General features: G+C 47.8%; 1 protein-coding gene. It reads right to left on the bottom strand.

The features are described 5' to 3' along the window. Window positions 1–171: 171 nt before the first annotated feature. Window positions 172–15,537, bottom strand: a complete 15,366-nt coding sequence (locus BQ9856_RS21415) for a doubled motif LPXTG anchor domain-containing protein (RefSeq protein ID WP_077612821.1) — start codon at window positions 15,535–15,537, stop codon at window positions 172–174. Window positions 15,538–15,668 lie beyond the last annotated feature (131 nt).

Consider the following 15,668-nt stretch of genomic DNA (forward strand, 5'->3'; position numbering starts at 1 on the left):
TCCTCCTTAGATTATTTTATACACACTTCCATTAATAATATTAAGTTACGTAAAAATGGCAAAAAGGGGCCAGAACTCCCTCAAGTTCCGGCCCCATTGCCTTCGCATAACCTGTAAAAAATTATAACAAGTTAATTTAATAAAGTCAATAAACGGTTTTACTTTATTTTATTAATTTTCCTTTTTCTTTTTGCTAAGTGCCGCATAAAGAGCCATCATGAATCCGGATAATGCTACCATCACCTTTCCGGCGGCATTTTTCCGTTCGCCCGTCTTAGGCAGATTGGCAAGCGGTACGTTTCCGTCGTCAATATTCAGTAGATCAACGGATCCGTCGCCTGGCAGACCGGCAAGAGGCACCTGGTCCGGTATAATCGTCACAACACCGGGACCGTTTGAAGGATCTCCACCGGAAGAACCTCCCGGGGAACGTCCGCCGCCGCTGTCTCCCCCGCTGTTCCTTATTTTCTCATCCTGTATGGTAATGGTGAAGCTGTTGATTCCATCCAGAGTTACAGGCGGGATGTGATCGTTAATATAATATCCGGACGGAGCCTTTGTCTCAATGAAGGTATAGGTATCCTTCGGCAGTCTCTTAATGATAAACTGTCCGTCGCTGTCAGTTACAAACGTTCCGGCGGACGCCTTCTCGTCTGTATATCCGTCAAAGGAACCACCATTCAATTTTACGTATCTGCCATCCGAAGCTTTCAGGATAAACCCGGCACCGCCAAGCTTTGTATCCGCATAGACCGCATTGGTCTTTATTACGGTGATCTTTGAAGGCATATTGGCAATTGCGCCGTTGGTCTTTGTAAATAACACAGGTGCAGTATGCCGGATCACCTTACTTGTTTCATTGACGGTAAACTCTGCGGTCCATGGTTCGCTGCCCAGGATATACCCATCCGGCGCTTTTGTCTCTGTCAGCCGGTAGGTTCCATAGGGCAGGTTTGTAATGACTCCCCTTCCGCTCAGCACAAAGGTTATGGTATTTCCGGCCACATCCCCTGTCGTCCAGGAAGCGCCCTCTGACGCTGCCTGATAGCGGTAACTGTCCCAGGCTCCCGGAACCAGGGTTGAAAGGTTCGTAAGCGTGAATTCTGCTCCGTTAAGCCTCTTATCCGTGTTTTCGCTGTCTACCTTCTCCAGTTCCAGATTTCCGGTACTGATCTTATTGGTTATTGTCAGGGTTACAGATGAGTCTTTTGAAACAGCAGCCGCGCCGCTGTTATCCTTTAAGATGCTTCCATTGCCTTCCTCATCAATTCTGATATAGAATGGACCAATGGGATCATACCGGCCGGAAGAAATCTCCCTTATCCGGTAATCGCCGTGTTTTAAGCCCAGAAGAATCAGTCCGTCGCCGTCAGTCGTAAATAACCCAGTGTCAGATTCTGCACTCGCGTTAAACCGGCCAGCCCCAAAAACGGATAAAATACCCTCCTCTTCATACCGGCCCGGACCCAATATTTCGAACTGCATTCCGCTGATGCTGCGTCCAAGATCATCCACTTTCTTAAGCCGGAGTTCAAACTGTGCCCGCTCGTTGACAACCTGATTGCCGTTGCCAAGGTCAGCCGCCTTTTGATCCTCTGTAATGGTAAAGGTAAACTCAGCCTTTCCATTCAGGCTTAAATATCCTTTTGGTGCGTTCTCTTCCTTAAGCGTATAGGTTCCGTATGGGAGCCCTTCCATGCTTACATGACCGTTTACCGCCGTAAAGCGGATAACACTGGCCTCCGTCTCAACGCCGCTGATCCCCATTGCCTCCAGCTCTTCCTGGCTCCTCTGAACCAGATTTGCTGCAAAATGATCAAAGGCACCGTCTACCTCCGTTTCCTTCCCTGTCAGAGAAAACCGGGCCGACGCAAGGGCTTCTCCTGTTAAGCGGTCAACTTTATCAAATACCAGAGAACCGGTTCCATAGTCATTGGTTATAAAATCACTGCCATCTGCCCGGACCGTAAAGACCTGGCTGTCATCCTTTAATGTCACTTCGTATACTCTGTCACTTGCCTCATAACCTGCAGGAGCCTTCTGCTCCTTCACATAATAGGTCCCCAGAGGAAGCATTTCTGATTCCCCAAAGCCGTCGTTTCCAGTTGTCATAGTTCCTGCAAGTGCTGTCAGACCCTCATCGGAGTAAATCCCGAATACTGCTCCGCCCAGCTTCCTTTCATGATCGTGGGACGCAACCTTGTTGATACGTATTTGGGCCCTGTTCCTCACATCATATACGATTACAGTCTCTGTATTGCCTGACTGCAGTACCGTGACCGGCTGATCTGCAGATACTGCATAGTTGGCAGGCGCTTCGATTTCCTTCAAAATATAGTTTCCTGCCGGCAGGCGTTTTATGGTAACCCTGCCGTCGTTTCCGGTTGTGAACCTGGAACCATCCAATTCGCTGTCGTTAAACCCGCTGTAAGAATGATCTTCATTCAGGCTGACATATTTTCCATCTGCATTCATTAATACAAATACAGCACCGGACAGCACCTCATCCGTCACCTTATCCCGTTTTTCAATGTTCAGTTCATGAGGAATATTAACCACTGCATCGTTTCCTGTCAGACGGATCCCTTCATCGCTTTCAATATTAAACTCCCTGGTCCATTCACTTCCGCTGCTGAACAGATATCCTTCCGGCGCCTTAATTTCCTTCAGCGTATAGCTGCCGTATGGAATCTGTGTCAAAAGTCCTGTCTTTGAATCTGAACTTCCATCCACCTGGAACCGGATCCAGAGCCTTCCGCCGTCGTTTCCTGCCGATACACCGGAAACGCCCAGCCCGGTAACATGTTTCTGGTAAGCAGCGAACGCCCCTTCGATCACAGAGGTTCCGCTGAGCTCAAACTGAGCTCCCGCGATGGCTTCTCTGCTCTCACGGTCGACCTTCTCAATGGAAAGCTCTCCCGTCCTGACCTCATTTGTCACTGCCACGTTGATCTGCTTCTGGTCCGCGCTGTTTAACGTAAGCTCGCTGCGGTCTTCGGCATCCAACAGGGATACCGTTCCATTCGCATCAATTCTCACGTAAAATGGCTCAACCGTCTCATACCCCGCTGCATCCGACTCTTCGATCCTGTAATCCCCATAAGGCAGATTCCAGGTAACGAGGCCCTCTGCATTGGTTTCTTTCACTTCATATCCGTTCCCGGACGGATCGTTTAACTTAAATTTCGTTTTGCCAAACGGGATCCAGGAACTGTTCCCATACTTTCCGGGACCGTAAATGGCGAACTTTATTCCGGATACCTTATCATTTCCGGCATTATCTGCCTTCTTAAGGCTTAAGCCGTACTCTGTCCTGGTATTCTTAATGATGTTTCCTTCATGGTCCGCAAGCACTGCCTTCTGTCCGTCGGTTTCAATGTGAAATGTCATATCCGCCGGCTTCTTTGTGATATCATATCCATCCGGCACCCGGATCTCCGACAGGGTGTAGCTTCCAAATGGAATTCCTGTCAGTGTTACCTTGCCTGATGCCACTTCAAAATCGACTGAGCTGTCTGTGGCCTCTACCTCAGCCACTCCCATGGAGTCCGGATCAGCTTTCATAGCTGCCGTAAATGCTTTCCATGCATCTTCTACCACCGTACCGTTTTTCTCGATCCGGAATGCTGCTCCGGCCAGCTCTTTACCAGTCAGTCCGTCTTCCTTCGTAAACTCCAGCATTCCCGACACATAGCTGTTCTGAACCGTTATGGTGCTCGGTACCGCATTCTCAGCCGTTTTAAACTCCTTGCTGGGCAATACCCAGGCCTTCTGACCGTTCACCTGATAGGATTCCATGACACTCATATCCCCGGTCCTTGCATCAGCGATCTGATATCCGGCGGGAGCACCATCCTCTACAATGATGTAATTCCGATAATACAGGAGTTCCCCGGCATTCCATACTGCCTCACCGTCTGACAGGACAGTACTTCCCTCAGCCGCCGGAGCACCAAGAATGCTTGCGTCCGTAATTCCGGTTTCACGAAATGTTTTCATTTCTTCGTTGGTAAACGGGCCATATGCTCTAAAGTGAGCGCCCTCCACAGGGTTACCGGCTTGGTTGATCTTTTTAATTGTTACATTTCTGTACGGTACGAAACCAATGTCCTTTGTCTTGTCATAGTCATCTCCTGCCGACCACAGGAAGAAATCTTCAGAGGCATAAGAGCCCTTGACTTCGTTAAAGTTGCTGTCAAGGCTTTCCCCGTAATTGCTGCCCCCTGCTGCCAGAGTCTGAGGCAGCCTGGATCTTCCGGCTTCCTGATTTACCCCTGTTGCAAGCATAACAGGCTTCGCCAGCTTAAGCACCAGATCCTCATATCCTTCCGGCATGGTGCCGGTGGTCACATAAATCCGGTAATGGGCAGGATCTTCCCCTTTCAGCTTCGAAGGGATCAGCGATTGACCGCTGTACCAGCTGTCTTCCTGCTCTTTGGTGAATTCGGATCCGGTTATTCCGAACGGCTTAGCCGGGGTCAGCCCATCAAATAAGAATCTGGCATCGCTTAACCCTGCCGTACCTGCCGCTTCATCGTCACCGCTCTTACTGTACTTTAGCAGGCTGACGTTAAAATAACCGGATTGAAGCACCGGAAGCAAATCAGTCAGCAGATGATCCTTCTCAATACTTTCATCCTGTATTCCGTTGTTATTATCGTCGATCCAGATCCGTCCTGATACCTTTACATTGCCAGGAACCAGAACTACCTGAACCGCATTGCTGGTTTGAACCTGTGAAAATTTGGTGTCAGAAGTCTCTGATAAGTTTTTCTTATAGCTGTAGGAGGTTGCAAAATCGTTTACCGCATACCCATAAGCTTCCTCATCCAGTTCCTTCATTGTGGTATACGGAACCGCCGCCTTATAAGTCACCACCAGGTTCTCGCCCGGAGCCAGATAGAACCCGGGATCCGTGATTTTAATGCGGATGGCCGTCGGATCACTGATACCGCCGTTCCAGAATCCATCGCTGTTATCATTCAGCATGGAGTCCCTGCCCGCTCTTGTTGTTTCTTTGTTCTGAAACGCCTCGCCGGAGTAAGTCACCTGATAGTCAAAGCCCCGGACCTTTCGTCCCGCCGTGTTATCTGTCCTGTTCTCAATGGCGATCGACTGGATATTCTCATATCCCAGCCGGTAATCACTGAGCCGTTCAAAATTGCCGGTACTGTAATCTCCCTTGACCGGAAGGATATCCATGAGCTGCAGCTGGGTCACAAAATCCGTGGCAGAAGCATTGTTCACAGTAAGCCGGTATAATACGGTACCGTCATAATCGGTCATATCCCCATCTTCCGCGCTCTTTGCTACCTTGCCCACCGTTGTTCCGGATACAAATCTCGTGTCTAAGTTCCCCTTTACCTCCTTATGGAGAATCAGCCCGGTTCCGGTGCTCATGGTGTTTTCGGCGGAGTCCGAGGCATACCCGTAGGTGCGGTATTTTTCATCCGGCAGCTGCACATCCTTTGGTAAGTCCGCGCTGGGCCATTTGCTTCCGGTCAAGGTCTCAATCATAAAGGAAGCACCTGTCTGGTTTAAGGAAAATGCAGGCTGCAGAACATCACTTGTAACGTAGAGCTCATTGAGAATATTCTTTCCATAATTGATAATGCTCCCGGCAATCTGCGATTTTACCTGGACCGTTACGGATTCCCCCTTCTTTAACTCCCCATCCAGCTGAATGAACAGAGTCTCCTGACCGGTTTTCGCATCAACCTTTCTGATGGTTTTTTCAATCGTAACTCCTTTCGGTCCATCCTTTAACTCAACGGCCTTTAACAGGCGGTTTTCTCCGTTGGATTCTCCGGAAACGGTAACTCCAGGCGGAACATGGTCAATGAGGACCGGCCTTCTCATCGGTACAATGCCGGAATCGTCACTTGTGGTAGCGTTCTTTACATAAAGCGTATATGTCAGGGTATCATCCGGCTGTATGCTTCTGACCGGATCAACGCTCTTTTTTACCGAGATAACCGGCGCCTGGCTCTGAACAACCTGGAGGTCGCAGTCCTTCCTTGCCTCACTCGTTTCCTGACCCTGGGTCAGTGTTCCGTTCCAATCCCATTTCCTGAAGTACATGGTCGCATCGGCCTGATTACGGATATACTTGATTTCTTTCTTATAATTTCCATTGGACAGCTTTGCATCCTGACGGCTCAGCTTAACCGTGACCTCTACGCTTCCGGGCACAAAATCCTGGCCGAGAACATATTGGTTCTCCGTAGAGCCTTTCAGGGTGTCATTCCGGTAGCTGATCCGGAAGGATCTCACCTTTTTGCCGCCGGCCGGTTTTACCGGACTGATCTCACCGTCACCGGATACGCGGACACTCTGCACTTCTCCCACCTGATTTCCATTAAAATCATAGAAAGTCACATCCGCCATAATGGTTCCTGTCTTTGCGTCCCTGATCCGGTTCTGCTCCGCCGCTTTTCCCGGCTTTACTGAGGTGATCGTATATTTTTCATAGGTATACTCATCCTCAGAAAGAACATTTTTACCTGCATCCAGCATCTGCAATCCTGTATCATTGATCACAAACTGATCCAGCGGTATGCTGTTGGTCACATTCGGAGTCAGCGTATAGGTTACAGTCTGGCCGTCATTCCACCAAAGATCCTTTAACGCAGCTGCGGAAGATGTCTTATCCAGTGTTACTCCGGTCTTCTGTTTCACATTTGTGAACTCGCAGGAACCGGGAATTTCTCCTTCTTTAATTGTTACTTCTTTCTTATAAATTGTTCTGGCATCATCCTTGTTGATGACATAGCCCTGGCTGTTCCGGGTGACCGCAGTCTCTTCAATCTCATAGGTTCCCGGCAACAGCTGTATGGTTGTGCCCGTTTCCCCATATGGTACGGCGATTAAATCCCCCACCTGTCTGCGGGTTTCTGCGTCTGTAACCTTCATAAATGCTGTAATTGCACCATCCGGATTATCAGACTTATTTACATCGTTCTTAATGAGCTTTAAAGGCAGAGCTTCCTGGTTATGGGCCTTAAATCCATATACACCCGGAGAAACGGTTCCGCTTCCTGTCAGCACATAAAGGTCAACACCGGTTATTGTTTCCCCGTTCTTTATCACATCCGCGGTTGTCGGAAGGATGGTTCCTTCCTCCCCTTCAAAGGAAGCCATACGGTATGTTTCAAACCCCTGCTCCTTCTTCGTAACCTCATAAACGGCATAAGAATCGCCTGCCGGAAGCTCCAACCCCCGAAATGCCAGTTCACCCCCGGAATCGGTGGTTCCTCCGGCAACATAGTTCCACGGGCCGCTGCCGGATTTCCGGTAGAGTTCAAAGTCTAATCCGGCTTTTAATGATTCCGTGCCTCCATTCCCGCTGTATTTGGTGATCTGCAGATCAATGCCGCCCTGATTCTGTACGGTGAGCGGGCTTTCCATACCGGTTTCGACTGTTAACCCCTCCGCCGGTATGGCTGTCTGGATCGCAATGTAGCCTGCCGGAGCATTTACTTCTCTTACGTAATATGTTCCGGGGTTATAAGACTTGGTGGAGAATACAATTTCGTATACACCGCTCTGCCCGATTTCCGTGAAATCACCGACCTCCTTGGTCAGATCCGGATCGGAATACAGCTTAAAGGCTGCCCCGGATAATTTCTTTGAAGGATCCGCACCGTCAACCTTGGTCAGGCTTACCTTTGCCTTCGCATATTGGTTGTTAACCACAACGGATACCGGGCTGCCGGAAGTAAACTCGGCTCCCGTTCCTGCCTGAATATAGCCGTCTGCCCAAAGCGTTCCGTTTTGAATTCCACCTTCTGCCGGAATCATCCAGTCCGGATTTTCCTGTTCCTTCAGATAGTAGGCACCGCCTTCCGGATTCTGAGGAAGAAGTACGGTCCCGGCTGCGGTATAGTAACCATCCTGAGCCCTAAAGTTCCGAATTTTTACCTGGACCGGTTTATTTCCTTCATCCAATACCCGCTTATAAGCATGATCGGAATACGTGTAAACATCAAATACGATTTCAGCCGGAAGCTTCTGCGCGATGTCCCCATCGTTCCGGAAACCATCGCCGAAATCAAGCCTTTTGGTTACTGTTAATTCTGCTTTCTTTCTGTTTTCAAAGGTCACATCGGCCGTTTCTTCATAGCCTGCTGCCATATCTCCCACAACAGCCGTAACCATTGGCTGTGCGGCAGCCGTATAACCTTCCGGAGCCTTTTGTTCCGTAATCCTATACCAGCCCGGCGAACAGTCCTTAAGCGCATAGGTGCCGTCTCCGTTATCGGTCAGACTTCCTGATATGGCCTCAAAGCCCTGTTCCGGTTTCTGATAACCTTCATCCTGCACATTCTGCAGCACGCCGCCGATTAAGTCAGTGCCTGACCGGAACTTCAAATATTCCAGCTGAAAGGAAGCTCCTGCCATCACCGGGCCACTTTCCTTCGTTTCCGCATCTGTTTTATGGATAACGAGCTCCGCAAGACGCGGATTTTTAACGGCTGCGGACACGGTCTTACCTGTCACGCTGTCTCCTGCAGGAGTTAAATACACCTTTTCCCCTTCGGCTTTGGCCATATATCCCACATTTACCGCTGACGTTTCAAAATAAACATTGGTTACGGCTTTTGCCGCATCAACACTTAAGGCTTCTCCCTTTATGGTGTAAACGCCGCTGTCCAGGTTTTTAAAGCTGGCAGCAAATCTGCCGTCCTCCATTTTCCCGGTAACAGCTTTTATCTCACTGCTCCCGGACTTTTGGATGGTAAATGCAATTCCGTTAAGGCTTATGGAAGGATCCCCGTTCCATGTGGTTTTTTCAATCTCCAGATCCGGCTTCTCCGGATTGTAAACAGTCACAGTGGAAGGCGTGCTCCCTACCGTAAAATATCTCCAAAGATTGCTCTGGCCGGTATACATGGTGATATATTTCTTCTGCTGCCCGCCTGTCAGAGTTTCCTTCAGCCTGTAATGCCCGGCCTTTAAGCCACCCGGAACCGTTACCCGGCCATCGCTTCCGGTCGTATAAGTTCCCGTTTTAACATAGCTGTAGCCGGTATCCTTCCACTGATACTGCCAGACTTCAAATTTCACTCCGCTTAACGGAGTTTTATCAATGTCCAGGCCAGCCAGTTCCTCATCTGTTTTACCAAAAGTGCCGGTATCAGGCCGGTATCCGTATTTTACAAATGTTACCGGATATTCCCCGGACACCTTATTTATCAGGCGGAACGCCTCCGGTTTTCCTGTCTTCCAGAAATATTGTTCATCAATATAATCCTTATTTTTCGGAACCGCTGCCTCAAGATAATGAAGCGTTGTATCCATCTGGACCTTGGAAGGCGCATAAACCTCTTCCAGGGCAAAGACCGCCTTTACCTGTTCCCTGCCTTCATCAAGCTTAAGAACTTTTTCCGGATCAAGCCCCTTATTCTCAAGCTCAGTTTTTAGCTTCCCCATGTTGATCATCTGGGAAAGAGCATAGCCTGTTTTATAATGATCATCCGATTCCAGACCGGTTTCAACCACTTCAATGGGAAGCAGCTTTTCTTTTGTCTCAGGATCCACCAGCCATATCCGGAACTTCGCTCCACCCAAGAGCGTTGGCTCAGCATTTGGTTTTGTATCATCCCCCAGCCATTTATTTAATGCAATCTGGAAATAGTACGCAGAAAGTCCACCCGGGTCTTCCCCATGCTGGTTTTTCACCACAGCGATCTTTTCATTGCGGCCGCTTTTATACAAATGCAGCATTCCCTTATAATCCTTATATCCGGAGTTTTCCGGTGCAAATACGGCTACGATCTGACGTCCGCCAGGTAATTTATAGCCAGGAGCTGCCTCTTCCTCTACCAGCCAGTATACCTTGCCGGTTTCCAGAATGGCCGTATCAAACTGGCCGTCTGCCCTTTTCTCTGTGGCCGGATCGATCCGGGTACCGCTTTCATAATTGTCTACTTTCTCAAATTGGGTTTCATCCTCCAGATCTTCTAATTTGATTTTAGACAGATTCTTATTTTCCGCCTTCATCTTATAGAGGGTGAACTTCGCTCCGTTAACCGGCTCCGGCGTGTGCCGGGTTCCGTCGGCTGCGATCCCATCACAGGTCTTTAATATATGAAACTGAACCCAGGGCTTATAGTTGTAAAGCGGACCGGTATACTGGATCAGAGAATCCGCAGTATTTACAAGGTCCTTTCCCGTATATTTAACCGCATTGTATTTTCCTGCCTCTAAGTCTGCTGCCGAAAGCGTCTTCGGAGGTTCTCCGTTTCCTTCCGCCAAAGGTGTTTTATCTTTCATATTCAAGTCAAAGCCAAATCCGGTTTCTTCCCTGGTCGGAACCCGTACTTCAACCACATAATAGGTATCATTCCGGTTAATATCATAGAAGGTTGCAATGCCGTCATAGGCATTGGTGGTTTCCGTTTTAACATACTCCGCAATGCCGGCCTGGTTTACCTTATAAAGCGCCAGCTTTACATTTCCAAGAACATGGTCAACCGGATAGAACTGATAACTCCATTCATCCTGCCAGTATTTCTGAGTGCGGATGGTCAGCTTTGGTTCATTCTGAATGACAAGGGCACTGCCGCCCGCATCTCCGTTGACCGTAGTGATGACCGTGCCTTCCTTTAGCGCAGTAGTAAGAATTTCATAGGACTGCAGATAACCGGTCGGAGGTGTGATTTCAGCAATAACATAGGAGATCCTGTTTCCGCTGCCATCAAAAATTTTCAAATTCCTGCTGTCAAAGGTCACCTGGCCGTTTCCACTGGTGGTTAACTTCTGGATCGGTTTTTTTATGCTGTCCGCCCAGTGATTCACATCAAACTGGTCCGCCCTGAATATACCAAGCACCGCTCCTTTCAGGGCAGTATTTCTTAAGGCATCCTTTTTGGTTACTGTTACCTTTCCATAGTCCTGGTAATTCTCTAACGGTTTGTTTCCTTTTCCCAGATTGATTTCCTGATTCTTTTCATTGGCTGCTGATGCAGCAGTTACAATAACCGGCCCATAGTACACATCAGTCCCGCGAACTTCATAATCCGGATGAATCCCTTCCGCCTTATCGGACAGCAGGTAATAGGAATTGATAAATCCACTGGGAACAACTTCTTTAAAATAATACGTTCCGGGAGCAAGCGGGGTCAGTTCATTGGAGTAGAGGCTGCCCGTCTTTCCGAATTTGCCATTGTTTTTTACATAAACTTCAAATGGGATTCTGGCACTCTCATCCTCACGGTCACCGGTATAATACTGTATCTTTCTGATCAGAACCGATTTATATGGCTTGTTTTCAAAGGTCAGACGAGTCTCTTTGCTGTTCTCCCCAAACCATTTTTCCAGCTTTTCCCTTGTTACAGGCCCGGACGGAGTCGTAATATCACGATTCCCACTTTTTTCAAAATTGAAAGGCGGCGTTATCTCTTCGACAGTATAAGTGGTTCCCGGATCAAGGGAAACATATCTGCCGTCCCTGGAAACGTAATCTTTCCATACGACTTCTCCACTCCCCTTTTTTGTTATTTCAAACTCTGCGGAAATATCATTGTCTTTATCTGTAATATCGGTTTTATAAAGCCAGTAAGGGATCTTCTGCGGAATGTTGTATGCCTTTACAGACGTATCACTTTCCCTGTTTACCTCATAAGGACCGATAAAAGGCTTGATCCCTTCAAAAGTCCACATATTCCTCATTTTTCCAGTATCATCCACTTCCAGCCTGCCGTCGCTTCCGACCTCACACCAATAATAATCTTTGGTAACATCAAGGCCTTTGACTGTGATTTCACCGTTGCTGTCCGTGGTATAGATGGTTCCGGGCGATACTTCATATAAATAGCCGCTGTACTTAAATGCAGCATAAAGTTTAAACTGAAATCCCCGCTTTGAAGCATTCTTGTCTAACGACCCGTAATTGATTGACCATGCTTCCTTTTGAAGCTTTAACGTACCTCCTTTATTATTTTTCAGGTCAACGAAAGCTGTCTTTAAAGGTTCTAACGAAAAGGTCTTATAAACATAGGTCCTGTTATCCTTTGTTTCACAGGAATAGCCGTTTCCATATCCATTGCCGTCTGAATATCCCTCCGGCACCTCCTCTGCAACGCGGTAAAGAATCTTACGGTTATCCCCATCGGAAACAGGAAGTGTGGCCATAAACCGGCTGCTGCCGTCAAGAGAATACGTGACCCTGGAATCAATGCTTACTTTTGTCCATGTGATCCCATCTGTGGATTTTTCAAACCAGAATCTGTCATTAAAATCTCCCCGGAAGCTTTCCGGCACCTTACTATAACCGCCCTGATCGTTTTGAATCCACTTCTTAACATTTACTTTTGCTTCATTTAATGTATTAACAATAAAATTCCCATTTTGCCTGATTGGAGAAGTCTGGCCGGCAGCCACGGTTACAGCATAATCCTTCGTATCAACGATATAGCCATTGGCGCTCTTTTCTCTTACAACGTACTGGCCCGGTGTGACCGGCTTAAATAAGACAGCTCCGTTCCCATCCGATTTTACAGTTTTGACTTCCTCCAGCTTCCCCTCTTTATTCTTCTGATAAAGAGAAAATTCCGCTCCCTCCAGGGAATTAAGATCCTTGTCAGCCAGATCCGCGCTGTTCCAGGTACGGGCCTTCTTATAAAATTCTATGGCTCCTTTACCTATGACTCCGTTAATAACCGTAACCTCTGCAGTTTCCCCTGCCTTCAGAGTGACCTTAATGTCTTCCTCTTTCCCAACGGCTGCAGTTCCTACCGCCGCGGAGCTGAATTCGGTTCCTACCGGTTGATTCACTTCCTTAATGACATACGTTCCCGGATCAACCTGAACCCGAATGGAACCATCCTCGCCTGTAGTATAATAACCGTTTTCCGTTTCCCCGTTTGATGGATTAACTACAATTTTATCACTGTCAATTTTTTTGTTATATCTGTCTATAACCGTGTAGTTAGTGTACGGAATCCGTTTGTTGTCCGAATCCAGGGAAAATATCTCAAAACCTGCCATCCCGGGGTATTCCTTCTCCATGGCCAGACCATATTTCTGAATGACCCCAACGCCTTCATCAATCTCTTTTTTAATCTTAATCACAGCCGGTTTATTAACTTCATGTATTGCAACAGCCGCAGCAGAGTCTTCCGTCACCTTTTGAGCTGTTCCCAGCTTGGTGTACTCCAGCCGGGCATAATTGTTGACCGTAAATACCGAATCATCTCCAGCCCGTTCATCGTTGTACTTCAGTAAAAACGGTTCATATGGATAGCGGGCCGTTACCAGATAGGAACTGTAGGTAGGCGCTGATTCTGAGACAAATATATGGTCTGCCGCATTCTGCCCCTGTGTCTTGAATTCATCGATGGTGATGGACCCATCCGGATTGTCAGTGAAATTCACCTTCGAGCCATCTCCCCATTTTGCGGTTACAGAGACAGGCTTCATGGCCTCCGGGGCATTGGGTGTAGTGATTTTTAAGGAATCTGTGATCTGAAAGCTATCCTTTAGAAAACCGGTCCGTCCATACGTCTGATAAATGGTGCCTCCCGGCTGCCTGGATATTTCGCCCGAGCTTCCATATATACCCATTTCAATAAGATACGTAATGTCCACAAACTCCGGATTCCCGGCATCATCCCTTACGACCGTATAAGATTGATCATTGGGATATACTCTTTTTTTGATATGCCATACATCATCGGATTGAAGTATCAATGAGGTGTTCTCCGGCTGTTCCGCATAAGTGACCGTTTCAATGTTTCCCGGGTAGGTAACATTGTCCTTATCTGTCTTATCTGCAACCTTAACATCGGCATAAAAAGCAACGCTGTCCTCAGGTAACTTAAAGTGTTCTCCTACCGCTCTTTCCCCATTCCCGTCAATAAACGCATTTATGGCAATGCTGTCTGACTTACCCGGACGGATCGCATTCTGCTCATCCCCCACACGGATTTCATAGACCTTGCTGTTGCCGTTGGAGGAGATCAGTTTCACTTTTCCTGCCTGCTCCTCTAACGCAATGCCGGCAGGAACGGTAAATTCAATCCTTGAGTTCTCATAGGTATCAAACAGGGAAAGCTTCCCGCCTGCCGCATATTCATAAAGGGGCGCTGCCTGCATGGTATAGGTGATGGTATAGGTATACAGAATTCCCGCCTTTATGGAGCCGGTTTTGCTCTGTGCCAGATTAATTTCAACGGTATCCTTCTTTTCTGTGGAATCCGGTCCATAATAGGTCAGAGCGGTTTCATAAGGCGTGAGCTTTTCCTCTTCACCGCTCACTTCCGTGTTTAACGTTGTGATTCCTAAGCTGCGGACCACCATGCTGAATGATGGCTGGCTGGTAAAGGAGAATAAACTTACGCTTTTTTTCCCGTCATTTCCTTCGTCTGCATCCGTTCCCATCAGAGCAGCTCTTTCCTCTTCTGATAAGACCCTGGTTTCACCTACGGAAATAATATCAGGCTCTTCCTGATAAAAAGTTTCACCCGCTGCTTCGGAATCCGTTGCAAGCGAATCCGCGGTACGGAAAAGTACAGGAACTTCATGCTTTGTTAAGGTAACTCCATCCGCTCCTGTGATGCGCCTGCTTATGGAAACCGCTTCGCCGTCCGCCCCGGCATCTCTCTCATCGGATTTTTCATCATCAGAAGCATTGTCATTGCTGATTTCCTCTTCCTGGTTCACATCCTCTTCATGAACCACATCCTCAGAAGCCTCAACAGCTTCGATTGAATCCTCCGCTGCATCCTCTGTTTCATCCGCTGTGTCATCTGTTTTAACTTCTCCGGCCTTTTCCCGGATTTCTTCAACCGGTTCCGTACTGTTTTTTTCTGCCACATTGGTCTCATCCGCCTTTGTCTCTCCTTCTGTTACAGCGGTTGTTTCCCTGATACCGGAGCTGCCGGAATGATCTCCGGCCGCCGAAGTTTTCGTGACCGCTTCTTCCTGTGCATTTTCTCCAACAACTTCGTACTCCTCCAGCTCAGCATTCGTTACTGTTAAATCATCGCCTAAGATCCGAAGCCGGAATTCACATTCCCGGTCTTTATAGCCGTTCACACCAATGATCCGAACATTTTGAAGAGCAGATTCCTGTTTGATCCGTTCCGATTTTTCGGTTTCAAAAAACGGCTCTCCATCCAGAGTATCGGAAACCACTACCATATACATGGCTTTTCCTACTTTTTTCTGAAGCACCAGGGTCTTCTCCTCCAGCTCTTCATACAGCTTTTGTATTACCAGTTCCTTTTGTTCCCCTTCAAAAGGAACCAGTTCCTCCTTTAATTCCGGTCTGTTGTCAAAATCCTTTTTTAAAACCTTCTCAATAGCAGACTGAGTGACCCTGACATCAATGATCCGCCTTGCCTCTGACGGGGTCGCTTCTGATGGAGATGCCTTCCCCGCATTGGAAGAAGATGCGGTTTTACGCTCCGATGTTTCCGCAGCGTATGCCGTAGTAACGGTAAGCTGTGATATGTTTCCGGTAACAATTGCAGCTGTCAGTAACCAGGCAATTACCCTTTTTAAGCGGTGTACGTTCCTTATAGCGCCCTTCATACCCAAATCCTCCTTTATTTCCCTTCCCCCTCAATATCAGTATCTATTTATAAGCTAAAAAAGGTTACACATTTTTGTATCAGTATACATCAGGCTGGTTACAAACCGGTTATTTTTCCAGATATTTATAT

Source organism: Clostridium sp. Marseille-P2415, assembly GCF_900155545.1.
Classification (GTDB): domain Bacteria; phylum Bacillota; class Clostridia; order Lachnospirales; family Lachnospiraceae; genus Lacrimispora.